The sequence below is a fragment of the Rhodoferax sp. genome (assembly GCF_028689295.1).
Lineage (GTDB): Bacteria > Pseudomonadota > Gammaproteobacteria > Burkholderiales > Burkholderiaceae_C > Rhodoferax.
Genome location: NZ_JAQTWL010000028.1, coordinates 1 through 24,962, shown reverse-complemented (window position 1 = coordinate 24,962; position 24,962 = coordinate 1). Strand labels below are relative to the sequence as shown.

Annotated in this window: 26 protein-coding genes, 1 tRNA gene and 2 pseudogenes; 20 read left to right on the top strand and 9 right to left on the bottom strand. The window is 58.3% G+C overall.

Going from position 1 to position 24,962, the window contains the following annotated elements:
• A pseudogene (locus tag PHF15_RS15330) lies at positions 1-118 on the top strand (IS30 family transposase); the annotation flags it as partial.
• Between the two features lie 42 nt (positions 119-160).
• Here PHF15_RS15330 and PHF15_RS15325 read toward each other — a convergent pair.
• Positions 161-253: pseudogene (locus PHF15_RS15325) on the bottom strand (uracil phosphoribosyltransferase); the annotation flags it as partial.
• Between the two features lie 58 nt (positions 254-311).
• Between PHF15_RS15325 and PHF15_RS15320 the strand changes: the two are divergent.
• Together PHF15_RS15320 and PHF15_RS15315 are read left to right on the top strand one after the other, a co-directional pair.
• Complete coding sequence (locus PHF15_RS15320; RefSeq protein ID WP_300122463.1) at positions 312-893, top strand: transcriptional regulator; 582 nt, start codon at positions 312-314, stop codon at positions 891-893.
• Positions 880-1,299 carry a hypothetical protein gene (locus tag PHF15_RS15315; RefSeq protein WP_300122460.1) on the top strand — a complete coding sequence of 140 codons (420 nt, stop codon included), beginning with the start codon at positions 880-882 and terminating at the stop codon, positions 1,297-1,299. The genes PHF15_RS15320 and PHF15_RS15315 overlap by 14 nt, the downstream gene beginning before the upstream one ends.
• A gap of 42 nt (positions 1,300-1,341) precedes the next feature.
• Here PHF15_RS15315 and upp read toward each other — a convergent pair whose 3' ends face one another.
• Both upp and PHF15_RS15305 read right to left on the bottom strand, forming a co-directional pair.
• The gene (gene upp / locus PHF15_RS15310) at positions 1,342-1,986 is read right to left on the bottom strand and encodes a uracil phosphoribosyltransferase (RefSeq protein ID WP_300122458.1); all 645 of its coding nucleotides are present in this window, start codon (positions 1,984-1,986) and stop codon (positions 1,342-1,344) included.
• 25 nt (positions 1,987-2,011) lie between these two features.
• Positions 2,012-3,544 carry a helicase HerA-like domain-containing protein gene (locus PHF15_RS15305; RefSeq protein ID WP_300122457.1) on the bottom strand — a complete coding sequence of 511 codons (1,533 nt, stop codon included), beginning with the start codon at positions 3,542-3,544 and terminating at the stop codon, positions 2,012-2,014.
• A 58-nt stretch (positions 3,545-3,602) separates the two neighbouring features.
• Here PHF15_RS15305 and PHF15_RS15300 point away from each other — a divergent pair, with 58 nt between their 5' ends.
• From PHF15_RS15300 to PHF15_RS15260, 9 genes are read left to right on the top strand one after another with little or no spacing between them, the layout of a single operon-like run.
• Positions 3,603-4,331 (top strand): YebC/PmpR family DNA-binding transcriptional regulator, encoded by a 729-nt coding sequence (locus PHF15_RS15300; RefSeq protein ID WP_300122455.1) that lies wholly within the window; start codon positions 3,603-3,605, stop codon positions 4,329-4,331.
• On the top strand, positions 4,328-5,629 hold the full coding sequence (gene purD / locus PHF15_RS15295; RefSeq protein WP_300122453.1) for a phosphoribosylamine--glycine ligase: 1,302 nt from the start codon (positions 4,328-4,330) through the stop codon (positions 5,627-5,629). Before PHF15_RS15300 ends, purD begins: the two co-directional genes overlap by 4 nt.
• The gene (gene hemF / locus PHF15_RS15290; protein WP_300122451.1) at positions 5,626-6,549 is read left to right on the top strand and encodes an oxygen-dependent coproporphyrinogen oxidase; all 924 of its coding nucleotides are present in this window, start codon (positions 5,626-5,628) and stop codon (positions 6,547-6,549) included. Before purD ends, hemF begins: the two co-directional genes overlap by 4 nt.
• Positions 6,540-7,163, top strand: coding sequence for a nicotinate (nicotinamide) nucleotide adenylyltransferase (nadD, locus tag PHF15_RS15285; protein ID WP_300122449.1), 624 nt, complete (start codon positions 6,540-6,542; stop codon positions 7,161-7,163). Before hemF ends, nadD begins: the two co-directional genes overlap by 10 nt.
• Positions 7,163-7,999 carry a ribosome silencing factor gene (rsfS, locus tag PHF15_RS15280; RefSeq protein ID WP_300122446.1) on the top strand — a complete coding sequence of 279 codons (837 nt, stop codon included), beginning with the start codon at positions 7,163-7,165 and terminating at the stop codon, positions 7,997-7,999. The genes nadD and rsfS overlap by 1 nt, the downstream gene beginning before the upstream one ends.
• Before the next feature lie 9 nt (positions 8,000-8,008).
• Positions 8,009-8,476, top strand: a complete 468-nt coding sequence (gene rlmH, locus PHF15_RS15275) for a 23S rRNA (pseudouridine(1915)-N(3))-methyltransferase RlmH (protein ID WP_300122443.1) — start codon at positions 8,009-8,011, stop codon at positions 8,474-8,476.
• Between the two features lie 25 nt (positions 8,477-8,501).
• The gene (gene rng / locus PHF15_RS15270) at positions 8,502-9,977 is read left to right on the top strand and encodes a ribonuclease G (RefSeq protein ID WP_300122441.1); all 1,476 of its coding nucleotides are present in this window, start codon (positions 8,502-8,504) and stop codon (positions 9,975-9,977) included.
• 6 nt (positions 9,978-9,983) lie between these two features.
• Positions 9,984-10,739 (top strand): polysaccharide deacetylase family protein, encoded by a 756-nt coding sequence (locus tag PHF15_RS15265; RefSeq protein WP_300122439.1) that lies wholly within the window; start codon positions 9,984-9,986, stop codon positions 10,737-10,739.
• Entirely contained in the window at positions 10,736-11,917 is a 1,182-nt protein-coding gene (locus tag PHF15_RS15260) for a glycosyltransferase family 4 protein (protein ID WP_300122437.1), read from the top strand. Before PHF15_RS15265 ends, PHF15_RS15260 begins: the two co-directional genes overlap by 4 nt.
• A gap of 37 nt (positions 11,918-11,954) precedes the next feature.
• Here the strand turns inward: PHF15_RS15260 and msbA are convergent, their stop codons facing one another.
• The gene (gene msbA / locus PHF15_RS15255) at positions 11,955-13,739 is read right to left on the bottom strand and encodes a lipid A export permease/ATP-binding protein MsbA (RefSeq protein WP_300122435.1); all 1,785 of its coding nucleotides are present in this window, start codon (positions 13,737-13,739) and stop codon (positions 11,955-11,957) included.
• Positions 13,736-14,941, bottom strand: coding sequence for an O-antigen ligase family protein (locus tag PHF15_RS15250; RefSeq protein WP_300122432.1), 1,206 nt, complete (start codon positions 14,939-14,941; stop codon positions 13,736-13,738). Before PHF15_RS15250 ends, msbA begins: the two co-directional genes overlap by 4 nt.
• A 191-nt stretch (positions 14,942-15,132) precedes the next feature.
• Between PHF15_RS15250 and PHF15_RS15245 the strand changes: the two genes are divergently transcribed.
• The 4 genes from PHF15_RS15245 to pal are packed head-to-tail and all read left to right on the top strand — an operon-like array spanning position 15,133 to position 18,605.
• Positions 15,133-15,891, top strand: coding sequence for a glycosyltransferase family 2 protein (locus tag PHF15_RS15245; RefSeq protein ID WP_300122430.1), 759 nt, complete (start codon positions 15,133-15,135; stop codon positions 15,889-15,891).
• Positions 15,891-16,742: a glycosyltransferase gene (locus PHF15_RS15240; RefSeq protein WP_300122428.1), complete on the top strand. Its 852-nt coding sequence runs from the start codon at positions 15,891-15,893 to the stop codon at positions 16,740-16,742. Before PHF15_RS15245 ends, PHF15_RS15240 begins: the two co-directional genes overlap by 1 nt.
• Positions 16,743-16,769: 27 nt before the next feature.
• Positions 16,770-18,047, top strand: coding sequence for a Tol-Pal system beta propeller repeat protein TolB (gene tolB / locus PHF15_RS15235; protein ID WP_300122425.1), 1,278 nt, complete (start codon positions 16,770-16,772; stop codon positions 18,045-18,047).
• A gap of 18 nt (positions 18,048-18,065) precedes the next feature.
• On the top strand, positions 18,066-18,605 hold the full coding sequence (gene pal / locus PHF15_RS15230; RefSeq protein ID WP_300122422.1) for a peptidoglycan-associated lipoprotein Pal: 540 nt from the start codon (positions 18,066-18,068) through the stop codon (positions 18,603-18,605).
• A 65-nt stretch (positions 18,606-18,670) separates the two neighbouring features.
• Here the strand turns inward: pal and PHF15_RS17040 are convergent, their stop codons facing one another.
• Positions 18,671-18,961: a hypothetical protein gene (locus tag PHF15_RS17040; protein WP_366520621.1), complete on the bottom strand. Its 291-nt coding sequence runs from the start codon at positions 18,959-18,961 to the stop codon at positions 18,671-18,673.
• Between PHF15_RS17040 and ybgF the strand changes: the two genes are divergently transcribed.
• From ybgF to dnaB, 4 genes are all read left to right on the top strand, one after another.
• Positions 18,872-19,399, top strand: a complete 528-nt coding sequence (gene ybgF / locus PHF15_RS15225; protein ID WP_366520620.1) for a tol-pal system protein YbgF — start codon at positions 18,872-18,874, stop codon at positions 19,397-19,399. The two genes, PHF15_RS17040 and ybgF, sit on opposite strands and share 90 nt — an antisense overlap.
• Positions 19,396-20,154 carry a tRNA threonylcarbamoyladenosine dehydratase gene (locus PHF15_RS15220; protein ID WP_300122417.1) on the top strand — a complete coding sequence of 253 codons (759 nt, stop codon included), beginning with the start codon at positions 19,396-19,398 and terminating at the stop codon, positions 20,152-20,154. Before ybgF ends, PHF15_RS15220 begins: the two co-directional genes overlap by 4 nt.
• Positions 20,155-20,212: 58 nt before the next feature.
• Positions 20,213-20,288 (top strand) — tRNA-Lys (locus PHF15_RS15215).
• Positions 20,289-20,412: 124 nt separating this feature from the next.
• The gene (dnaB, locus tag PHF15_RS15210) at positions 20,413-21,822 is read left to right on the top strand and encodes a replicative DNA helicase (RefSeq protein WP_300122415.1); all 1,410 of its coding nucleotides are present in this window, start codon (positions 20,413-20,415) and stop codon (positions 21,820-21,822) included.
• Positions 21,823-21,943: 121 nt separating this feature from the next.
• On the opposite strand, the gene PHF15_RS15205 is transcribed toward dnaB, so the two are convergent.
• The 3 genes from PHF15_RS15205 to PHF15_RS15195 form a co-directional block, all read right to left on the bottom strand.
• On the bottom strand, positions 21,944-23,611 hold the full coding sequence (locus PHF15_RS15205) for a PhoH family protein (protein ID WP_300122413.1): 1,668 nt from the start codon (positions 23,609-23,611) through the stop codon (positions 21,944-21,946).
• 177 nt (positions 23,612-23,788) lie between these two features.
• Positions 23,789-24,274: a peroxiredoxin gene (locus PHF15_RS15200; RefSeq protein WP_300122412.1), complete on the bottom strand. Its 486-nt coding sequence runs from the start codon at positions 24,272-24,274 to the stop codon at positions 23,789-23,791.
• A gap of 165 nt (positions 24,275-24,439) precedes the next feature.
• Positions 24,440-24,820, bottom strand: coding sequence for an Mth938-like domain-containing protein (locus tag PHF15_RS15195; RefSeq protein ID WP_300122410.1), 381 nt, complete (start codon positions 24,818-24,820; stop codon positions 24,440-24,442).
• Positions 24,821-24,962: the final 142 nt, after the last annotated feature.

Sequence of the window (24,962 nt, the reverse complement as noted above, 5' to 3'; positions counted from 1 at the left end):
TTACACACAAGCACAGCTAAATGCAGTGGCCAGGAAGCTCAATGAGAGGCCTCGGAAAACTCTAAACTACGAAACGCCTGCTGAACAATTCAGCCAACTTGTTGCATCGACCGGTTGAATCCAAGGCTGCATTCCCGACATGAACTTTGCACCGGAATGTTCACTGCGTGTCAAAAATCCGGTCACCTGCATCCCCAAGGCCCGGCAAGATGTAGCCATGGCTGTTGAGTTGGCAGTCGATGGTTGCGCTGTAAGGCCTAGTGTTGCTTGAGGTTGTGCCAATTTATAGCCTATTCATGCTAATATTTGGCATGTCTATCAGTTCCGCACTTTTTACCGACAGCCAGGCGCGGCTGTATGTATGGCTCTTTGGCCAGCCCGAGCGGGCCTATCACCTCAACGAGCTGCGTCGCCTCACCGGCTTGGGCAGTGCCTCTTTGCAGCGGGAGCTGAACCGCCTGGCTGCGGCGGGCTTGGTTATTGCGCAAGCGGTGGGCAACCTGCGCCGCTTTCAGGCCAACCCACAATCGCCTGTTTACGCCGAACTGGTGGCCTTGACGCGCAAGACGCTGGGCACGGTGCCGGTGTTGCGCGATGCCTTGCTGCCCTTGCAGCCTCATCTGCAGTCTGCTTGGGTCTATGGTTCGGTCGCCAAACAAACCGACACCGCCCGCAGCGACATCGACGTGATGCTGGTGGGTAATGACTTGCTGCTCAGCCAGGTCTTGGCCGCCCTGGAACCCGCCGAGGCCCAACTTGGCCGAAAAATCAACCCGAGCATTTATTCCCCCCAAGAGTTTGAGCGCCGCCGCGCCGAGCCAGACTCGTTCGTCAACCGGGTTTTGTCGCAGCCCATCCTGCCATTGATAGGGGACGCCCATGAGCCAGCCTGAATTAGATAACCTGGTGCGCATCGGCCAACTCAAAGCCGAGCCGCGCAATGCCCAGGAAGTGACCCGCATGCTCGCCATGGCGCACACCCGCCTGAGCGATGCCAGGTTGAGTAATTTGTCGCTGGAAGGCCGCTTTACCAGTGCTTACAACGCCGCCCACGCCGCTGCCCTGGCTGCGCTGCGCTGGCACGGCTACCGCAGTGAAAACCGTTACACCGTGTTTCAGTGCCTGACCCACACGCTGGGCTGGCCCGCCAACCGCTGGCGTGTGCTGGACGCCGCGCATCAGAAACGAAATCTCGCTGAATACGAAGGCTACCTTGACATCGAAGAATCCGTCGTGGCCGAGATGTGCGCGTTAGTTCAAAGCCTGATTACCGACGTGCAAGACATCATGGTCAAGTAGTCGTTGATCCGTCGCCCCGTGAAATCCGTCAAGCGTGGAGCATTACTGCGTGCCAAAAATCCGGTCGCCCGCATCACCGAGTCCGGGCAGGATGTAGCCGTGGCTGTTGAGCTGGCGGTCGATGGCGGCGGTGTAGATCGGCACATCCGGGTGGGCTTCGCGCAGGGCCTTGACGCCTTCGGGGCAGGTCAGCAGGCAGACGAACTTGATCGATTTGGGGTTCAGCACCTTGATGCGCGTGATGGCGGCAATGGCTGAGTGGCCGGTGGCCAGCATCGGGTCCACCACCACCACGTCGCGCTCGGGCATTTCCTTGGGCATCTTGAAGTAGTACTCGACCGCTTTCAGCGTGGCCGGGTCACGGTACAGGCCGATGTGGCCGACGCGCGCGCCCGGCACCACGCTCAGGAAGCCGTCCAGAATGCCGGTACCGGCGCGCAATATGGACACCAGCGCGAGCTTTTTGCCGTCAATCACCTTGGCGGTCATGGTTTCCAGCGGGGTCTCGATCTGAACGTCCTGCATCGGCATGTCGCGCGTGACCTCGTAGGCCATCAGCATTGACAGTTCGTTGAGCAGCGTGCGAAAGCTGGTGGTGCTGGCGCCCTTGTCGCGCATCAGCGTGAGCTTGTGCTGCACCAGCGGGTGGTCGATGACGTGAACCATCGGGTCTTGGGGAGTGGTCATGGAATTTCTTTCGATGCGTTTGTGTTTAGCGCTTGGAGCCGCCAAAAATGCCGCCGAGTACGCCGCGGATGATCTGACGGCCCACTTCGCGGCCGATGGAGCTGGCGGCGCTCTTGAACAACTGCTCGCCCGCCGAGGTGCGCCGGCCGCCGCCACCGCCGAGCAGGCTGCCCAGGCCCGAGCTGATGCTGTCGAACATGCCGCCCCCTGGCGCTGCGGGTGCTTCGCTGGGGCTGACCGTGGTGCCCGGGGCTTTGCTTTCTGCCTGCGCGGCGCGCGCCTCGGCGTGGCCCTTGAGCTTTTCATAGGCTGAATCGCGGTCCAGCTTCTTTTCATAGACCCCGGCGACGATGGATTCGCTCAGCAGGGTTTGCCGTTGTGCTGGCGTGATCGGACCGATCTGGCTGGCAGGTGGCAGCACGAAGACACGTTCTGTCGGGCAGGGGCGGCCTTTGGCGTCCAGAAAGCTGACCAGCGCCTCGCCCACACCCAGTTCGGTGATGGCTGCGCCAATGTCCAGCCCGGGGTTCGGGCGCATGGTGTCGGCGGCAGATTTCACCGCCTTTTGATCACGCGGGGTAAAGGCGCGCAGCGCGTGCTGCACCCGGTTACCCAGCTGTGCCAGCACGCTGTCGGGAATGTCGAGCGGGTTTTGCGTCACAAAATAAACACCCACGCCTTTGGAGCGCACCAGCCGCACCACCAGTTCGATGCGCTCGATCAGCACCTTGGGCGCGTCGTTGAAGAGCAGGTGCGCCTCGTCAAAGAAAAACACCAGTTTGGGCTTGTCCAGGTCGCCCACTTCGGGCAGGTTCTCGAACAGTTCGCTGAGCATCCAGAGCAAAAAAGTGCTGTACAGGCGCGGCGAGTTCATCAGCCGGTCTGCCGCCAGGATGTTGATCATGCCGCGCCCGGCGCTGTCGGTTTGCATGAAATCGTCGATGTTGAGCATGGGCTCGCCAAAGAACTTGTCGCCGCCTTGCGCCTCGATCTGCATCAGGCCGCGCTGGATGGCGCCAATGCTGGCGGCGCTGATGTTGCCGTATTCGGTGGTGAATTCGCTGGCGTTGTCGCCCACAGACTGGCACATGGCGCGCAGGTCTTTCATGTCGAGCAGCAGCAGGCCGTCGTCGTCGGCGATCTTGAACACCAACTGCAGCACGCCGGCCTGGGTTTCGTTGAGGTTGAGCATGCGCCCCAGCAGCAGCGGCCCGAGGTCGCTCACAGTGGCACGCACCGGGTGGCCCTGCTCGCAAAACACGTCCCACAGCGTGGTGGGGAATGCGCCGAATTCAGGCGTTGGCAGCCCGCGCTCGGCAATGATTTTGGCGAGCTTGGGTGTGGCCGAGCCGGGTTGTGAAATGCCGGTCAGGTCGCCCTTGACGTCGGCCATGAACACCGGAACACCCATCTTGGAAAAGCCTTCGGCCAGGGTTTGCAGCGTGATGGTTTTGCCGGTGCCGGTGGCGCCTGTGATGAGACCGTGCCGGTTGGCTTTGTCAGGTTGCAAAAAACATTGGGTCTGGCCGTGCTGGGCGATCAATAAGGGTTCTGGCATGTCTGGCTCCAAAAGTACAATCCAGCCGATAGCGTAACGAACTTTTGAAGGATTTCACGTGGCAGGACACAGTAAATGGGCCAATATTCAGCACCGCAAAGGCCGGCAAGACGAAAAACGCGGCAAGATCTGGACGCGCATCATCCGTGAAATCACGGTGGCCGCACGTGCTGGTGGCGGTGACCTGGGCACCAACCCGCGCTTGCGCCTGGCGGTGGACCGGGCCAAGGCGGCCAATATGCCCGCCGACCGCGTGAAGTACAACATCGACAAGGCCACGGGCAGCGTCGAAGGCATCACTTACGAGGAAATCCGCTACGAAGGCTACGGCATTGGCGGCGCCGCCATCATTGTCGACACCATGACCGACAACAAGGTGCGCACGGTGGCCGAGGTGCGTCACGCCTTTGCCAAGTTCGGCGGCAACATGGGCACCGAGGGCTCGGTGGCGTTCCAGTTCAAGCACTGCGGCCAGATCATTTTTGCACCAGGCACCAGTGAGGACAAGGTGATGGAAGTGGCGCTGGAATCGGGCGCTGAAGACGTCATCAGCGATGACGATGGCGCGATTGAGGTGATTACCTCTGTGGCCGACTTCGAATCCGTCAAAAATGCGCTCGAAGCCGGTGGCCTGAAGCCGGATGTGGCAGAGGTCACGATGCGCGCCGAAAACCCGATCGAACTCACCGGCGACGAAGCCATTCGCATGCAAAAACTGCTTGATGCCATTGAAGACCTTGACGACGTGCAAGAGGTCTATCACAACGCCGAACTGGATACCGAATGAAGATTCTGGTGATTGGCGGCGGTGGCCGTGAACATGCCCTGGCCTGGCGACTGGTGCAGTCGCCCAAAACCCACAAGATTTACCTCGCTCCCGGCAATGGTGGCACGGCGCAGGACGACCGTTTTGAAAATGTGCCGATCACCGACGTGAATGACTTGTGTGCCTGGGCGCTGGCGCAGAAAATTGTGCTCACCGTGGTCGGGCCTGAAGTACCGCTGGCCGCAGGGGTGGTGGATGTGTTTCGCAAACACGGTTTGCGCATTTTTGGGCCGACGCAGGCGGCCGCCCAGTTGGAAAGTTCCAAGGCGTTTTCCAAAGCCTTCATGCAGCGCCACAACATTCCCACCGCCGAGTTCGAGACCTTCACCGACGCGGTCGCGGCGCATGCCTACATCGACCAAAAAGGCGCACCCATTGTGGTCAAGGCCGACGGTCTGGCTGCCGGCAAGGGCGTGGTGGTGGCCATGACCCTGGCCGAAGCGCACGAGGCGGTGGACTTCATGCTGCTGGACAACGCTTTAGGCGTGGTGCACAACGCCGGCGGCGCGCGCGTCGTCATCGAAGAATTCTTGCAGGGCGAAGAGGCCAGCTTTATCGTGATGGTGGACGGCAAGAATGTGCTGCCGCTGGCCACCAGCCAGGACCACAAAAGGTTGTTGGATGGCGACCAGGGTCCCAACACCGGCGGCATGGGCGCGTATTCGCCGGCGCCGGTGGTGACGCCCGATGTGCACGCCCGCGCCATGCGCGACATCATTTTGCCGACGGTGCGCGGCATGGAAAAGGACGGCATTCCCTTCAGTGGTTTCCTGTACGCCGGCCTGATGATCGACGCCCAGGGCCGGCCCAAGACGCTCGAATTCAATTGCCGCATGGGCGACCCGGAGACCCAGCCGATCATGATGCGCCTCAAATCCGATCTGGTCGATGTGATGATGGCCGCGACCGAGCCGGGGCCGCACGGCAAGCTCGATCAGGTTGAACTGGAGTGGGACCGGCGCACCGCCCTGGGCGTGGTGCTGGCTGCGCATGGTTATCCGCTGAGTCCACGCAAAGGCGATGCCATCAGCGGCATCCTGCCCGAGGCAGAAGACGTCTGCGTGTTCCATGCCGGCACCACGGTGCAAGATGGGCAACTGCTGACCTCTGGTGGCCGGGTGTTGTGTGTGACGGCGCTGGCCGACAGCGTGCGCCAGGCCCAACAGCGCGCCTATGAGGTGGCGCAGGGTATTCGCTTTGACGGCATGCAATACCGCCATGACATTGGCCACCGCGCCATCAAGGGGACGCCAGCATGACGACCAAACGCTTGCCGGCCGAGGTGGTGGGCGACTACTTGCGTGGTCTGCAGGCCAGCATTACCGGCGCTATTGCCGAACTGGATGGAAAAGCGTTTTTGACCGATGCCTGGCAAAAGCCCGCTGGCGAGATGTTGCAGGGTCGGGGCATCACGCAAATTCTGGAAGGCGGGGCCATTTTTGAGCGCGCCGGTTGCGGCTTTTCGCACGTGAGCGGCCCCAAGCTACCGCCCTCGGCCACCCAGCATCGCCCGGAACTCTCGGGCGCGCCGTTCGAAGCCATGGGCGTGTCGCTGGTGTTCCATCCGCGCAACCCCTATGTGCCCACGGTGCACATGAACGTGCGCATGATCTCGGCTAAAGGCAGCGATGGCGCCCCGGTTAGCTGGTTCGGCGGCGGCATGGACCTGACGCCCTATTACGGTTTTGAAGAAGACGCGGTGCACTTCCACCAGACCTGCAAGACGGCCTTGCAGCCGTTTGGCGACGACAAGTACCCGCGTTTCAAGACCTGGTGCGACGAGTATTTTTTCCTGAAGCATCGCAACGAGCCGCGCGGCGTGGGGGGTGTGTTTTTTGACGACTTCTCAGAGCTTGGCGCCGAGCAAAGTCTGGCCATGATGCAGGCCGTGGGCAGTTCGTTTTTGAGTGCCTACCTGCCCATCGTGGCGCGCCGCAAGGACACGCCTTACGGAGAGCGAGAGCGTGCTTTCCAACTTTACCGGCGCGGACGTTATGTGGAGTTCAACCTGGTGTGGGACCGGGGAACACACTTTGGCCTGCAGTCGGGCGGCCGCACTGAATCCATTTTGTTGTCGATGCCCCCGCTGGTGAGTTGGGCCTACCAACAGGTGCCGGCCCCTGGCACGCCCGAGGCCGAGTTGTACAGCAAGTTTTTGGTGCGCCGGGATTGGGTTTGAATCTGGACGCACCCCAACGCCGACGCATCGGGGTGTTTGGCGGTGCGTTCGACCCGCCGCACCTGGCGCATCGTGCCTTGCTGGAAACGGCGCTGGCCGAGCTCAAACTGGATGTTTTGCGCGTGGTACCCACGGGTGATGCCTGGCATAAACCACGGCCCTTGAGCGCTGCCGCGCATCGCCTGGCCATGGTGCACCTGGCGTTTGACGACGTGCCGCAAATCCATGTCGATTCCCAGGAAATGGCACGCAGCGGCCCCAGCTATACCGTGGACACTTTGCGACACATCGCCGCCGCAGAACCCGGGGCCGAACTGTTTCTGATCATGGGGGCCGACCAGGCGGTCGCCCTGACCAGCTGGCACGATTGGGAGGCCATTCTTCAATTAGCTATAATTTGTGTAGCTACTCGCGCCCGGCTATCAAACAATGGCGCCTTGTTCGATGCTGAAAAGTTGTTTCCTGAACGGTTTTTGCATCTGTCCATGCCCGCCACACCGGTGAGTGCCACCCAGGTTCGCAGCATGATCGCCACCGGGCAATCGGTGCAAACACTGGTGTCCGGACCCGTTGCGCGTTATATTGCCGACCATCACCTTTACCAATCACATTGATGACTACCCAAATTACTGCTCCCAGCAAAGTCAAGAAACCTGCCAAAGCAGCTGCCAAGTCGGCCCCGCTGGCACCCAAAAAATCCGCCAGCCAGGCCACCACCAAAGTCGCCTCTGCCAGTGCAGAAAAAAAGGACATCCAGAAATTGCAGCGCGCCATCGTCGATGGCCTGGAAGATGTCAAGGCGCAAGACATCGTGGTGTTCGACACCGAGCATCTCTCGTCCCTGTTTGAGCGGGTGATCGTGGCCTCGGGCACGTCCAACCGGCAGACCAAGGCACTGGCCATGAGCGTGATCGACGCGGTGCGTGAGGCGGGTTTTCCCAAGCCGCGCGTCGAGGGTGAGGCCAACGGCGAGTGGATCATTGTGGACTGTGGCCAGGCCGTGGTGCACGTGATGCAACCGACCTATCGGACTTATTACAACCTGGAAGAACTCTGGGGTGAAAAGCCGGTGCGCCTGAAATTTGGCGCCGCCAAGCCCGCGCTGGCTGCCGAGACCAAGGCAGGCAAGGCCGATGCCAAGGAAGCCGCCAAGCCGGTGGCGAGTTTGCGCCGTTCCAGTGCCGCCAAACAAGGCGTGCAAGAGGCTTTCCCGTCCAGGGCGCAAATGGCAAAAACGGCGGCAACCCAAGCCGCAGTTGCCAAAAAGGCAGCTGCAAAGACCGCAACAGAACCCAAGCGGGCGGTAGTGGGTGCGGCACCTGTGGCCAAACCCCGGATCAAAACCCTGGTGGTCAATGCACCGGTCAAGCCGGCAGCCAAAAAAGCAGTCGCCAAGAAGAGCCCTGTCAAAAAAGCGCCCGCCAGGAAGACGGCTGAGCGCAAAGCCTGACGCAACTCTGTGCGGCTGCTGATTGTTGCCGTCGGCCAACGCGTCCCCGACTGGGCGCAAACGGCCTGGGACGATTACGCCAAACGGTTTCCTTTTGAGCTCAAGGTCGAGCTAAAAGCCGTCAAAACCGAGCCCCGCGCATCCAAAGCACTGGACACCCTGCTGGCGGCCGAGCGTGCGCGCATCGAGGCCGCCATCCCCAAAGGTTTCAGAGTGGTGGCGCTGGACGAGCGCGGCACTGCGCTGACCACGATGGCGCTGGCGCAAAAGCTGGAACACTGGCAGTTGTCGGGGGACGACGTGGCGCTGGTGATTGGCGGCCCCGACGGGCTCGACCCCGCCTTCAGGCAAGCTGCCCATGAGCGCATTCGTTTGTCGGACCTGACGCTGCCGCACGCCATGGTGCGCGTGCTGCTGATCGAGCAGCTTTACCGCGCCTGGTCGATCAATGCCAACCACCCGTACCATCGCGAGTAATTCATTTCCAGAACAGACAAAAGCCATGCAAGAAGATATTTTGATCAACTGGTCGCCGCAGGAAACACGGGTGGCGGTGGTGGAAAACGGCGTGCTGCAGGAACTGCACGTGGAGCGCACGCTGGAGCGCGGGCTGGTCGGCAATGTCTATCTGGGCAAGGTGGTGCGCGTATTGCCGGGCATGCAGTCGGCGTTCATTGACATTGGGCTGGAGCGGGCGGCGTTTTTGCATGTGGCCGACGTCTGGCATCCGCCGGCAGAGGGTGAGACGATTTCTGCGGCGCGCAACGCAGTGACGCAAATTCCCATTGAAAAGCAGGTGTTCGAAGGCCAGAGCCTGATGGTGCAGGTGATCAAGGACCCAATTGGCACCAAGGGCGCACGGCTGTCCACGCAGATCAGCATCGCAGGGCGCATGCTGGTGTTTTTGCCGCAGGACGAGCACCTGGGCGTGTCGCAAAAAATCCCGCCTGAACAGCGCGACGAGTTGCGGCGACGCTTGCAGTTGTTGGTAGGGGCGCAGGGTGGCGGCTTCATCTTGCGCACCAATGGCGAGGACGCCACCGACCAGGAACTGGCCGACGACATTGCCTACCTGCGCAAGGCGTGGGCGCGCATTCGCGAGGCGGCCACCAGGCTACCCGTCACGTCGCTGCTGCACCAGGATTTGAGCTTGCTGCAGCGGGTGTTGCGCGACCTGACGACTGAGCTCACCCAATTCATCAAGGTCGATTCGCTGGAGCAGTTTGCCGTGATGAAAGCCTTTGGCCAGGAGTTCATGCCCGCTGCAGCGCAAAAGCTGGTGCACTATAAGGGCGAACGGCCGATTTTTGACCTCCATGCCATCGACGAGGAAATAGCCAAGGCGCTGGGGCGGCGTGTTGATTTGAAGTCGGGCGGCTACCTGATCGTGGACCAGACAGAAGCCTTGACCACGGTGGATGTGAACACCGGCGGCTTTGTGGGTGCCCGGAACTTTGACGACACCATTTTCAAGACCAACCTGGAAGCGGCGCAGGCCATTGCGCGCCAACTGCGCCTGCGCAACCTGGGGGGCATCATCATTGTCGATTTTATCGACATGGTGCCCGACGAGCACCGCGAAGCAGTGCTGGCCGAGATTCGCAAGCAGTTGGCGCGTGACCGGGTCAAAACCATGTGCGGCGGATTTTCGCAACTGGGGCTGGTGGAAATGACGCGCAAGCGCACCCGCGAGTCGCTGGCGCATGTGTTGTGCGAGCCCTGTCCGTTGTGCCAGGGCAAGGGTATTGTGAAGACCGCGCGCAGCGTGGCCTACGATATTTTTCGAGAGATTTTGCGCGAAGCGCGCCAGTTCAATCCCAAGGAATTCCGCGTGGTGGGCTCGCCCAAGGTGATTGAATTATTTTTGGACGAAGAAAGCCAGCACCTGGCGGGCCTGAGCGAGTTCATCGGCAAGCCGGTGTCGCTGCAAAGCGAGAGTGCCATGGGGCAGGAACAATACGATATCTTGTTGCTGTAAAAGTCGGTGGCAATCTTGAATGAACCTTGCGCCAACGCCGCGCCCATACCGATTCTGGTTTATCACCAGATTGACGCGGCACCGCCAAAGGGTGCGGCTTTCAGGAGCTTGTACGTCTCGCCTGAAGCATTTGCCCGGCAGATGAGGCTGCTCAAGGTGTTGGGTTACCAGGGGCTGTCGATGTCGGCTTTGCTGCCTTATCTGACGGGCAAAAAACAGGGCAAGGTGGTCGGCATCACTTTTGACGATGGCTACCTGAACAACTTGACGCATGCGCTGCCGGTGCTGCAGCGCCATGGTTTTTCTTCGACCTGTTATTGCGTGAGTCAGCGACTGGGGCAGACCAACCTCTGGGATCAGGTGCAGGGCATTTTGCAAGCGCCATTGATGAGCGCAGATCAGCTGCGCCACTGGGTAACCGGCGGGCAAGAAGTGGGCGCGCACACCAGGCACCATGTGAATCTGACCGAGTGCGATCAGGCGCTGGCCTTGACTGAAATGGCGCGCTCCAAAGAGGAACTGGAGATGGCTGTGCAACAGCCCGTGGTGCACTTTTGCTATCCCTATGGGGTGTATCACTCCGAGCATGTGGCGATGGCTCAACAAACTGGTTTTGCCAGCGTGACCACGACCGAGCGCGGGCGCTGTCACGTGGGGGCTGACCTATGGCAGCTGCCGCGTGTGCCGGTGTTGCGCAGCACCACCTTGCCGGTGTTTTGGCTCAAAGTGGCAAGTCGTTATGAGGACCGGCGCAAGGTATGAGCGCATTGGACTCCATTGAACCCGGGCGATTGCGTATTGCGGTGCTCAATCGTCAGTTTGCCGCCACCGGCGGCGGTGCCGAGCGTTACTCGATCGCGTTGGTGGAACACTTGGCAGCGCGCCATGATATCCACGTATTTGCCCAGCGCATTGACCACTGTTGGCCGGGCGTAAGTTACCACCAGATATCTTGCCCCCTGAAGCGTCCACGCTGGATCAACCAGCTTTGGTACGCCGCCGCCTCCTGGTGGGCGACGCGCAAAGGGTTTGATGTGGTGCATTCGCATGAGAACACTTGGCACGGGCAGGTACAAACGGTGCATGTGCTGCCGGTCAAATACAACTTGCTGCACGGATTGAGCGGTTGGCGGCGGGCCTTGCGTTGGCTCAAGGTAGTCACTAGTCCTCGCTTGCTGGTGTATCTGGCGCTGGAGCGAAGCCGGTATTCCTTGCGCCGACCGCGCGCCATCGTGCTGACCTCCAACACGCTGTTGCCGCAATTGCTGGAGGCTTATCCGGCTTGTGCTCCAGCGATTCTAGTCGTCACTCCGGGCGTGGATCGGGTCTGGGGTCTGGCGACGTCATTTGAAAAAGCAGAAGCACGACGCAAACTGGGCCTGCCTGCAGACGGGTTTTGCATATTGTTCGCGGGCAACGATTATCGTAAAAAAGGCCTGAACACGCTGCTTCAAGCCTTGCAGCAGTTGCCGGCGCACTGCCATCTGGCTGTGGTCGGCAATCCGGCGCACATCCCGGTCTTCCAGGCGCAAGTCGGCGCAACCGGACTGGATCAGCGGGTCTTTTTCTTGGGCGCCTTGCCAGATGTTGCCCCGGCTTACCAGGCCGCAGATGTGCTGGCGCATCCCACCCAAGAGGACACCTTTGCCATGGTCGTGCTCGAAGCCATGGCGCATGGGCTGCCGGTGGTGGTGAGTTGCGAGCGTTATTGCGGCATTGCGGCCTTGTTGACGCATGAAGCCAACGCGCTGGTGCTGGCTGATCCGATGGATGCACAGGCACTCGCCACGGCGCTAACACGCTTGGTCGGAGATCAAGCCCTGGTTGAGCGCTTGTTCACCGCTGCACTGGATTTTGCACAGCAGCATCAATGGGCGGCGCTGGCGCTGCAGCAAGAAAGCATTTACCGGACGGTGGCCGTTCGCGCGAATGCAGGCTGAATTGGCCGAACGGGGGGGGCCAGAGCCGTCAATGACCTCAGGCGGTTGTGGTCTCATGCAAACCCAGCTTGTAAAGCCGGGCATACAGGCCGTCGTGCTGCATCAACTCGCCATGGTTGCCTGCCTCGGCGATGCGGCCATGATCAAGAACCACGATGCGGTCGGCGTGGTGCACCGTCGATAAACGGTGGGCAATCACCAGCGTGGTGCGGTTTTTCATCAGCCGGTCCAGGGCTTCCTGCACGCTGCGCTCGGATTCGGTGTCGAGTGCCGAGGTGGCTTCATCCAGAATCAGGATCGGCGCGTCCTTGTACAACGCACGTGCAATGGCCAGGCGCTGGCGCTGGCCACCCGAGAGTTGAGTGGCGTTATGGCCCACCAGCGTGTCGAGCCCTTGCGGCAGCGCTTGCACAAAAGATTCAAGGTTGGCCGACACCAGGCATTGCATCACTTTTTGCCGATCAACGGGCAGGCCCAGTGCCACGTTGGCGGCCACGGTGTCGTTGATCATGACCACTTGCTGGCTGACCAGCGAAAACTGGGCGCGTAAATTGGTGATTTGCCAGTCTCGCAGTTCATGTCCGTCCAGACAAACCTGTCCGTCGTTGATATCGACAAAGCGGGTCAGGATATTCACCAAGGTGGTTTTCCCGGAGCCTGAGGCTCCCACCAGGGCCACGGTTTCACCAGGCAGGATCGTCAGTTCATCAATGTCCAAGGCAGGTTCAGTTGCTGATGGGTATTGCACCATCAGATTTGAAAAAGTAAGCAGTCCGGTTGCTCGTGACGCGGCATGGCTGCCGCTGGATTCATCGGGCGTCTGCTCGATCAGGGTCAGTGCACGTTCCAGCGCCACCAGGCCCCGGGTGATGGGGTTGGATACTTCCGAGAGTTGGCGTATGGGGGCAATGATCATCAGCATGGCCGCCACAAATGCGACAAAGCTGCCCACCGTGGTACCCAGGGTGGCGCTTTGGAGCAGCGCCACCGAGATGACTGCGGAGAGCGCGATCGCGGCCAGCATCTGTGTCACCGGCGTCATGGCGGCGCCAGCCACAGTGGATTTCATGGCCAGATGACGCAATGATTCGCTCAGTGCATTGAAGCGCTGGGCCTGGGTAGCTTGCGCAGCGTACAGGCGGATGTCACGGTGCGCCAGCACGTTTTCTTCCACGACGTAGGCCAGCTTGTCAGTCGCATTCAGGGTGGCGTGGGTGATTTTGTGCACGCGCCGAGTCAAGACCTTCATGACCCAGACCACGGCCGGAAAAACAGTCGCCACGATCAGCGTCAATTTCCAGTTCAGGTAAAAAAGATATACCGTGAGGGCGATCAGCGTCAAGCCGTTGCGTGTCAGGCTCAGCAGGGAATTGACCAGCATGGTGGCACCGGTTTGTACTTCATAGACCACGGTGTTTGACAGGGCACTTGAACTGTGTCGGGTAAAGAGTTTGAGCTCCGCCGCCAGGATTTTGGCAAACATGGCCTGTCGCATCAGGAGCAAGCCTTGATGGGTGATGCGCGTCAAACCGATTTGTGAAATGTAGCCGGCCAGCCCACGCACGCCAAACAGCAGCAAAAGGGACGCTGGCACGGTCCAGATTTCCAGCTGACCCTGCTGAAAACCCCTGTCCAGCAAGGGCTTGAGCAGGGCGGGAATCATGGGCTCTGTGGCCGAGCCGACGACGGCGCTGATGGCGACCAGAATCCATGTACCCGGCAGGGTGCCGAAATACGGCGTGAAGCGTCGCATCCTTTGCAAAATGCTGCCTGAAGGCATCGCATGGATGTCGGTCGTGGTGATGGGTGTTGCGTCGTTCATGCGGAATTCTTTGCGGTTTGTCGGGCCATCGCCTTGTCCCTGTCTGAACTGCCACCTCTGATACCCAGCGCCATGAGCAGGCCCAATGTGATGCAGAAAAAATCACCTATCAGCGCGTCATACAGGGACGAATTGAATAAGCATGCCACTGCCATGACGGCCACCACGGACAGCGTGGCGCGCTTCACGGGAGCCTCGAACGCCATGGCATCGCGTGCCAGGCTGGCGATCAACAGGAGCAAAAGCACGATACCGCCAATGCCCAACTCCACTCCCCACAAGAGATATTCCTGGTGTGGATTGCTGTTGAGCCTTTCGCCAAAAACCTTTGCTGCATCAGCGCCCTCGATTTTTTTGACTGAGAGCGTCCAACTGCCTACACCGTGACCGTTGATCGGACTTTGCATGATGGCTTGAACCGAGCGACGCCATGCATTCAGTCGGAAACCTGACGAACTGCTGGTGGCATCCCGCGCTGAATAATTTTTGCTTTCATGGACTGCCTGGTCAATTCTTTCCTGCATTTTGGTTGAGCCAACATACACACTGGCAAGTACCATTATGGGTGTCAACACCACGGCCACAAGGCGCAGTTTTCGTGGCAACTCCCACATGACGGCCAGTGTAATGACGGTCAGGGCAGCCAGGTAGCCTGTTCTGCCTTCCTGTAAAAACAAGGTATTGATGAGCGCAGCCAGTGCCAGCGAACCTGCCAACCAGCTCGTTGTCGACCAATAGTGGCGCAGATGCCAAAAAACCGCAGCAGAAGCGCAAAAAATCAGGGACTGATCAAGGTAAGTGGAAAAGACCACAGTCTTCATTTCCGGAAGCGTCGCCCATTGGCTGGTGGCCCAGGGGACTGGAATGCCCGCTGCCATCGCCCAGGAACTCGCGATAAGAATGGCTTGACCCGTGAGGAATGCAAGCAATGCGGTCCGCGTTTCGCGCGAGTTGCGGATCAGACTAATCAGCAATGCAATTTCCAGCAACTTGCTGTGCTTGACGAAGGCCAGCAAGGCATTGCCGGGAGCTGCCCCACTCCATATCAGGCTGACAGCAAAGGCGGCAAGGATCAGCAGGATGACGCGCACAGACCGGACGCTTTGCAGTTCATGGTCATCGCAGTTGTGCAGCCACCGACTGCCAAGATACAACAGGCCACTGACAAACAAGACCAGTTTTCCAAGGCTGATCCAGGCCATGGGCAAACTCACGCTGATCGCAATGAAACAGACCAAAGCAAGGCGGAGGCGGGTCGTGAGTGACGTCAGGGCTGGCATAAGTGAGGTGGCAAGACGAGTGACTTTAACTGAAGGTGAGAATTCGCCCCTTGGCTTGATGGGAAGCAAGCTGAGTCATCTATGATGACGATCTGCCAATTTTTCCAGATTTCATGCAACTCTCTGTTATTGTCATCACCCGCAACGAACAAGCAAACATCGGAGATTGTCTCAAAAGTGTTGGCTTCGCAGATGAGGTGATTGTGTTGGATAACGCCAGCACTGACCGAACGGCAGAAATCGCCAGGTCGCTGGGCGCATTTGTTCATGTCACGCCGGATTGGCCTGGTTTCGGACGACAAAAAAACAGGGTGTTGGCCTTGGCACAAGGTGATTGGGTGTTATCCATTGATGCTGACGAGCGTGTCCCGGATGCGCTTCGTGCCGAAATTTTGCGGGCTATTTCAGATAATCAAGAGGTTGCGGCTTACCGATTTCCCCGGAGTTCAAGCTATTGTGGTCAATTCATGCGGCATTCCGGATGGACGCCTGATCGGGTGATCCGGTTTTTTCGCCGTGGTCAGGCCCGGTTTTCTGATGATCTGGTGCATGAAAAATTGCTTGTGTCTGGCCGACTCGCAGACATCAAGTCCCCGCTGCTCCATTTGAGTTTTCCTGATTTTGAGTCGGTGTTGGAGAAGCTTAATCGTTACTCAACGGCAGGAGCGCAGACCATGCGCGCTCGTGGCCAGACTGCCAGTCTTTATGGCGCCCTGGGTCATGGTGCCTGGGCCTTTGTCAGGACTTACTTCTTGCGCCTGGGTTTTCTGGACGGTCAACTGGGTCTGGCTTTGTCCATCTCCAACGCGGAGGGCACCTATTACCGTTATGCCAAGCGCTGGTTGATGTCCGGTCAGGATGATTCTCCCTGATGCGAGATTTGAAAATCTCCTTTGTCGTATTGACCTACAACCGGGTGGACGCATTGTTGCAGGTACTTGGTGCGCTGGCGCCTCAGTGTGACTCGCGCCATGAAATTGTCATTGCCGATGATGGCTCGTCAGACCTGGCGGTAGCCGAGCTCAAGGCAAAATTGCCGACTTTTCGCTGCGAGGTGCGCCATGTCTGGCACCCGGATCGCGGTTTTACGGCTTCTTGTGCACGCAATCTGGGCGCTCTTTCGAGCACTGGCGACTATCTGGTCTTTCTGGATGGTGACTGTGTTCCCAATGCCCGTTTTGTACAAGCGCACGAGGCGTTGGCGAAAAGGGGTTTTTTTGTCAATGGCAACCGGGTATTGCTAAGTGAGACCTTAACTCAGCAGGTCCTGAGCGGGCAAGTCAGCCTGGCAAATGCAAAAATTGTAGATTGGCTGACCTGGCGCGCCCAAGGCCATGTCAATAAACTGATGCATTTGATTTATTGGCCAGGTGCGCCAGGCCGATGCGAGTCCCAATTTCGCTGGGAACAAATTCGCAGCTGCAATTTCGCTTTGTGGAGAGGAGATTTTCTGTCCGTAAATGGCTTTGATGAGACTTTCGAGGGTTGGGGTCATGAAGATGCCGACTTGGTATTGCGGCTACATCATGCCGGTTTGACCCGCAAAAATGGCTACTTGTGCACTGAGGTTTATCATCTATGGCATCGGCAAAGCAGCAGGGTGGGTGAAAGTGTTAACTATCAGCGTGTTTTGGATCGGATCGCAACAACTTCGGTGGTCGCTGCGAGGGGCGTGCATGATCATGTTCTGGCCAATAATGTCGTTGTGACTTCAGTGAATTGACGCTCTTGTCAGTGAGATAAATTATTTATGATCCGTTTCTTTTCTGCTATTGGTTTAAGTTTTGTATTGCTTCTGTCTTACGCAACAAGCCATGCCCAATTCCGCATCGAAGTCTCCGGGGTGGGCTTGACGCAAGTGCCGGTGGTGATCATGCCGTTCAAGGGGCAAGAGGCGCTGCCGCAAAAAATCTCGGAAATTATCAAGGCTGATCTGGAGCGAAGCGGCCAGTTTCGCGTGATCAATACGCCTGCCGGTGTTTTTGATGAGTCTTCGCGGCCCGAGCTTTCTTCCATGCGCCAGGCGGGTGCCGATGCATTTGCCTCGGGCAGTGTGTCAAAGCTGGCCGATGGCCGGTTCGATGTGCGTTATCGCTTATGGGATGTGGTCAAGGGTCAGGATTTAGGAGGCCAGAGCTTCGCCGTTTCATTGACCAACTTGCGCCTTGCCGCGCACCGTGTGGCCGACGACATTTATGAGAAGCTGACCGGTGACAAAGGTGCTTTTTCTACCAGTATTGCCTATGTGACCAAGTCCGGCCAGCGTTTCCAATTGTGGGTGGCGGATGCCGATGGAGAAAATGCCCAGTCGGCGCTGGCCAGCCCGGAACCCATTATTTCACCCGCCTGGTCGCCCGACGGAAACCAATTGGCTTATGTGTCGTTTGAGTCACGCAAACCGGTGGTTTACGTGCATAACGTGAGCACTGGCAAACGCCGCTTGATTGCCAATTTCAAGGGTTCCAACAGTGCGCCGGCCTGGTCGCCCGATGGCAAGACCCTGGCCCTGACGCTCAGTCGCGACGGTGGTTCCCAATTGTTCCTGTTGCCTGCAACGGGTGGCGAGCCGCGTCGGTTGATTCAATCCCCCAGCATTGACACCGAGCCGGTGTTTTCACCTGATGGGAAGCAGATTTATTTTGTCAGTGATCGCGGTGGGTCGCCCCAGATTTATCGGGTCACAGTGACCGGCCAAGGTTTGGAGCGCATCACTTTTACCGGTACTTACAACATTTCGCCGGCCATCAGCCAGGACGGCCGCTGGCTCGCTTATATTTCAAGGGTGGGTAGCGCTTTCAAGCTGCATTTGATGAACTTGACTGATGGTACGGTGTCTGCCATCTCGGATTCTTCAGCGGATGAGAGCCCCAGTTTTTCACCCAATGGCAAGATGATGGTGTATGCCACCCAGCAGCAGGGCCGCGAGGCGCTGATGACGAGCACGCTCGATGGCAAGGTCAAGGCCAGGCTCAGCGGACAGCAAGGGGACATTCGTGAGCCTCATTGGGGTCCTTTTTTCAAACAGTAGTTTTTGGAGTGAATCGGAATGAAAAATCTTCTTCTAATTGCGTTGATTTCAGTCTTTTTGGCGGCTTGCGGGACTTCGGTTCCGCTCAATGATGTACCCGTAACCGATGCCGCACCCAAGGCCGTTGGCGCTGATGCGGGGGCAACAGGAGCAGCGGGTTCGGGGGGCAGTGCGGGAGGTGTGGTACCCGTGGACCTGGGTAATACCCCCAATCCAGCCATCGTTCCTGGCGTATCGCGCCTGGTTTATTTTGACTACGACAGTTTTGTCGTCAAACCCGAATTCCAGTCGCTGATTGCGGCTCATGCCAAATTTTTACGCGACCAGCCAACGCGAAAAGTGGCCATTGAAGGACATACCGACGAACGGGGTGGACGCGAGTACAACCTGGCTCTAGGTCAAAAACGGGCTGAAGCGGTGCGCAACGCCTTGTCGATTTTGGGCGTGTCGCAAAACCAGATGGAAGCGGTGAGTTTTGGCAAGGAAAAGCCGGTTGTCGCTGGAAGCGACGAGGCTTCCTTTGCTAAAAACCGCCGTGCCGAGATCCGTTACCCATGAGGCGTGTTCTGACCATGCTCTCCTTTTTTTCAAGGTCAAGCGCAGTCATCCTGGTTTGTATGTGCTCAGTGGGTAGCCTGCATGCGGCTCTGTTCGAAGATGATGAAGCGCGCCGGGCTATTCTGGAACTGCGTCAACGCGTGGAAATCATGCGGGGCGATGCAGAACAAGCGCGTCAAGTCGGTCAGGCTTCGGCCGCTGAACTGGCTGGCCTGGGTAAAAGCCTGCTTGATTTGCAGCGTCAGATTGAGTTGTTGAAGGCGGATGTGGCAACACTGCGTGGCAGCAATGAACAGCTCATGCGTGCCTTGTCGGAAATTCAACGCCAGCAAAAAGACCAGATGCAGGCCTTGCACGACCGGTTTAGCAAACTGGAGCCAGTGACGGTTCAACTCGATGGTGTTGAGTTTGTGGCTGATCAGGCCGAGACCCGGGACTATGATGCGGCGTTAGCGGTCTTTCGGAAGGGTGATTTTGCCAGTGCGCAAAGTCTTTTCTCGCGATTTGTGGCGAGCTACCCCGCCAGTGGCTATGCTGTGCCCGCTTTATTCTGGTTAGGCAATGCTCAATACGCCACGCGCGACTACAAGGGAGCCATGGCCAATTTCCGGGCGCTTATCGCCAAGGATCCTGAGCATCTGCGCACGCCCGAGGCGGTGCTGTCGGTCGCCAATTGCCAATTGGAGTTGAAAGATGCCAAGGGCGCACGCAAAACGCTCACTGACCTGATTAAGGCTTACCCGAAGTCAGAGGCTGCCATCGCAGCCAAAGAGCGGCTCGCGACCCTCAAATGACCGCCTTGTCTGATCGCCGCTTCGGTGGTCTGAACCGCTTGTATGGGCTAGTCGCCGCCGAGCGAATTCGCAATGCCCATGTGGCCGTGGTTGGCATCGGTGGCGTGGGTTCATGGGCTGCAGAGGCCCTGGCCAGAAGCGGCGTGGGGCGCATCACATTGGTCGATTTTGATCACGTGGCAGAGTCCAACATCAACCGCCAGATCCATGCGGTCCTGACCAGCGTGGGTCAGGCCAAGGTGGACGCCATGCGGCAGCGGATACTTTCTTTTTTCCCTGAATGTCAGGTCACCTGTGTTGAAGCCTTTGCCGATCCGGACAACTGGCCAGCCATATTGCCTGCCGGGGTCAATGCCGTTATTGACGCCTGTGATCAAACCAGGGCCAAAACCGCGATGGCGGTGTGGGCCAGACAGACGGGCACTCTGCATGTGATGGTGGGTGCAGCGGGCGGCAAGCGCCATGCCGAAAGGGTCTCGGTGGCGGATGTGCTGGACGTGACGCACGACCCATTGTTGGCCAAAGTGCGCTACCAGTTGCGTAGGGAATTTCCAGCCGGGGGTGCAAGGAAGAAATTGGGAACCACTTGTGTCTATAGTCCCGAGGCGGTCGCACCGCCAGACGCTTCCTGTGGCGTGCAAGGCGATGGCAGCCTGAATTGTTCTGGTTTTGGATCGTTGGTGACGGTGACGGCGAGCTTTGGGCTGTGCGCTGCGGGTGTCATTTTGAATAAATTGAGTACTTCGGAACTTTAGGGAACCAGAAATTGTTTATAATTTGAGGCTTGCTAAAACGCAACATCTGATTGCGTAGGGGATGTTAGCTCAGTTGGTAGAGCAGCGGACTTTTAATCCGTTTGTCGTGGGTTCGACCCCCGCACATCCCACCAAATTCTTCTGAAGCCCGATCTTTACCGGTCGGGCTTTTTCATTGGGTTTTCTGGCAAACTTGTGACCGAGCAAACTTAAAAGTCGTTCTGCAAGTCGTAACATTCAGGGTCTCAAGAAAATATTATGTCTGCCATACTCTCTTCCCTGAATGATGACCTGGGTACTGACCGCCAGGTTGCCCAGTTGCGCATTCCGCCGCATTCGATCGAGGCCGAATCCAGTGTGCTGGGTAGCCTGCTGCTGGATAACGCTGCCTGGGATCGGGTCAGCGATGTGATCAGCGAAAACGACTTTTACCGTTTTGAGCACCGTCAGGTGTTTGCTGCCCTGAGCTTGCTGATCAATGTGGGCAAGCCGGCTGACGTCATTACCGTCTATGAGCAGTTGCAGAGTTCCGGCAAAGCCGAGGAAATCGGCGGTCTGCTGTACCTCAATGCACTGGCGCAATATGTGCCAAGCACCGGCAATATTCGCCGCTATGCCGAAATCGTTCGCGAACGCTCCATCTTGCGCAAACTGGTTTCCACCAGCGAAGAAATTTCGGCCAATGCCTTTAACCCCAAAGGCAGGCCCGTGGCGGCGATTCTGGATGAGGCCGAGCAGAAAATCTTCAATATTGGCGAGGAGGGCGCGCGCACCAAGCAGGGTTTTCAGACCATGGACACACTAGTGGTCGAACTGCTAGACCGCGTCCAGGAGATGTCAGATAACCCTAATGATGTGACAGGTGTGCCCACCGGATTTTATGATCTGGATCGATTGACTGCCGGCTTGCAGGGGGGTGACCTGATCGTGCTGGCGGCGCGTCCCTCCATGGGGAAAACGGCTTTGGCCATCAACATTGCCGAGCATGTAGCTTTGAATGAAGGTCTTCCGGTAGCCGTGTTTTCGATGGAAATGGGCGCCGCCCAGCTGGCCGTGCGCATCGTGGGTTCGATTGGCCGCATCGATCAGGGGCACCTGCGGACCGGCAAGTTGACCGACGATGAATGGCCGCGGCTGTCGGAAGCGATCGAAAAGCTGCGCACCATCTCGTTGCATATTGATGAAACGGCCGGGTTGACGTCGAGCGAGTTGCGCGCCAATGCGCGCAGATTGTCGCGTCAATGCGGCCAGTTGGGCTTGATTGTGGTGGACTATTTGCAGTTGATGAGCGGCTCCAATAGCAGCGACGGCGAAAACCGGGCCACCGAACTAGGTGAGATTTCGCGCGGCCTGAAGATGCTGGCCAAGGAACTCAAGTGTCCGGTGATGGCGCTCTCGCAACTGAACCGCAGCGTGGAAACCCGCCCTGACAAACGACCCATGATGAGCGATTTGCGCGAGTCGGGTGCCATCGAACAGGATGCCGACATCATCATGTTCATCTACCGCGATGAGTACTACACCAAAGACGCCTGCAAGGAGCCCGGCGTGGCCGAGGTCATTATCGCGAAGCAGCGCAACGGCCCCACTGGCATGGTCAAACTGGCCTTCCTGAACAAGATCACCAAGTTCGAGTCGCTGGCCAATGGCGCAAGTGGGGATTTCTAATCAGTTGGGGTCAGAGCACGTCGCTTCGCGGGTGGTCTGACGCGCAAGGTGGACAGCCGGACATCCGACAAAGTGTTGGGGTCAGAGCACGTCGCTTCGCGAGTGGTCTGACCCGCAAGGGCTAGAGTACTTCACTCGCAAAATCAGCCAGGCGCGAGCGCTCGCCGCGCGCCAGCGTGATATGGCCGCTGTGCTGCCAGCCCTTGAATTTGTCCACCGCGTAGGTCAGGCCTGACGAGCCTTCGGTCAGGTAAGGCGTGTCGATCTGCGCGATGTTGCCCATGCAGATAATTTTGGTGCCCGGCCCGGCCCGGGTGATGAGCGTTTTCATTTGCTTGGGCGTCAGATTTTGCGCCTCGTCAATGATCACGTATTTATTCAAAAACGTGCGCCCGCGCATGAAGTTCATGCTCTTGATCTTGATGCGGCTGCGAATGAGCTCGTTGGTGGCGGCGCGGCCCCATTCGCCGGCTGCGGTGTCGGTTTTGCCCAGCACTTCCAGGTTGTCGTCCAGTGCGCCCATCCATGGGCCCATTTTTTCTTCTTCGGTTCCAGGCAGGAAGCCAATGTCTTCGCCCACGCTGACGGTGGCGCGGGTGACGATGATTTCGGTGTAGCGCCGCTCGTCGAGCACCTGGGTCAGGCCCGAGGCCAGCGCCAACAGCGTTTTGCCCGTGCCGGCCTGACCGGTCAGGGTGACAAAGTCCACCTCCGGGTCCATCAGCAGGTTCATGGCAAAGTTTTGCTCGCGGTTGCGGGTCGAGACGCCCCACACTGCATTCTTCAGATGGGTGAAATCTTTCAGTGTTTTGAACACCGCGGTCTTGCCGCGAATTTCTGTCACTTTTGCATACAGGCTGGGTTCACCGGCTGATTCAAAATAGACAAACTGGTTGATCAGCAAATGCGGCACGACCGGTCCGCTGACGCGGTAAAAGGTATGGACACCTTGTTGCCAGCTCTCCACCTTGTTGCCATGGGTACTCCAGAAGTCAGCGGGCAGCGCGTAGGCGCCGCTGTACAGCAGGTCGCCATCGTCCAGCGTCTTGTCATTCTGGTAATCATCGGCATTCAAGCCTAGGGCGCGGGCTTTGACCCGCATATTGATGTCTTTGGACACCAGCACCACGTCACGCGGTGCGTGTTGTTTGCGTAGCGCTTCCACGACGCCCAGAATCTGGTTGTCCGCCTTGCCCTGGGGCAGGCTGGTGGGCAGTTCATAGTTGAGAAACTGGGTTTGAAAGAACAGGCGGCCACGCGCTTCGGTGTGACCGGTAGAGCTCAGCCGCAGACCGCTGCTGATGTCCGACCCTTGGTGCTCGGCCAGCGCATCCAGCGAACGGCTGGCCTGGCGCCCGTTGCGGGCCACTTCGGTCATGCCTTTTTTGTGCCCATCAAGTTCTTCGAGAACGATCATGGGCAGAAAGACATCGTGCTCTTCAAACCTGAACAGGCAACTTGGGTCGTGCAGCAGCACATTGGTATCGAGTACGAACAGCTTGCTGGGGCCTTCCTTGCGGCGGGCTTTGGGGATCACCGCCATTGGGGTGGTCGCCGGCGCGCTGCGGCGCCTGGTACTGGCCTTGGGGGCCTTGCTGGTGACGATCTCCACGGCTTCGACAGGTGGAGCGGGCTGGAAAGCCTGCTGCAGGGGTGCCTCTTCCTTTGGCGGCAGATTGGGCGGCAGCGATTTGCCAGTGCTGCCTTTGGCTTTGGGGCGAGCGGGCACGTTGAAGTCCTGCAGCGACAACAAGGCGGCACGTTTGGACGGGGCGGTGGGCAAAGGCATGAAAAACTCCTGCGCGTTAGGATGGTTGCGAGTTCAGAAATGAAAAAGCCGCCATGTCACACAGGCGGCTTTTTTAGAATGCAAAAAATTGGAATTCGGCATGCAATTGATTATGCACGAGCCTTGTGAAAGAAAGGTCTGGGACAGATCAAGGGGTTGATCCCCACCCATTGCCCTTCAAGCCAGTGCCGGCGTCTTTTGAAGTTCCTTGACAGCTTTGAGCACGTCGTCCACATGACCTGGCACCTTGAGGCCGCGCCACTCTTCCTTGAGCAGGCCGTCCGCGCCAATCAGGAAAGTGCTGCGCTCGATGCCCTTGACCTTCTTGCCGTACATGATCTTGTTTTTGACAACACCGAACATGTGGCACATTTTTTCTTCGGTGTCTGCAATCAACTCGAAGGGCAGTTCGAGCTTGGCCTTGAACTCTTCGTGCGACCGCATGTTGTCGCGGGAGACGCCGAATACAGTGGCGCCGGCCTTGACGAAATCTTTGTACCGATCGCGAAACTGCATGGCTTCGGTGGTGCAACCAGGGGTGTTGTCTTTGGGGTAAAAATAAAGAATGACTACATGCCCCAGGTGAGACGTGTTGGTGACCCGGATGCCACCAGTAGCATTAGATTCAAATTCAGGGATGGGTTTGTTGACAACTATCGCCATGTTTCTTCGATCTCGTGTGACAGGATGCGTCGGTCTCTCAAGTCGCGGACACTATCCTTTTAAAGCACTTATGCGCCCCCGACTGCAAGGCCCGTATTTTACTCCGATTTGCCAGTCGGGTTAGATAGGGATATTCACCCGTATCAAGCCCCGGGCCTGGTGCCCTCAGACGGCAGCGTCTTCAATCAGCAATGCAACGGCGACGTGGCGGCCTTCGCCCGCCAGAATGTTGTAGGTGCGACAGGCCGCCTGAGTGTCCATGGATTCAATGCCAATCTGGCGCTCGATCAGGGCGCGGGTCAGGGCAGCTGCCGGAAAACGCAGGCGCGTGCCGCTGCCAAAAATCACCAGTTCGGTTTGCAGCTGTGCCAACTGTTCGAAATGCGCGTCAGTCAGGTCCTCGAAGCGTTCGCACTGCCAGTCAAAACGCCGGCCATCCGAGGTAATGACCACGCTATGAGTCAACTGAGCATCGCCCACCTGCACCCAGCCTGTGCCATAAGAGCTGATGGACGGCACGCTGATGATGTCAGGGTGAATTTTCATGGGACGAGGCTTGAAGTAGACATGATGGATGACCTGCCAACCTCGTAAACGTGGGTTATGTTTCGAGGTTGGAGAACTTCGTAACACAGAGCCATTAACGAGGAGACAGGTCATGGAAAAGTTTAACGGCATTTATGTTGGC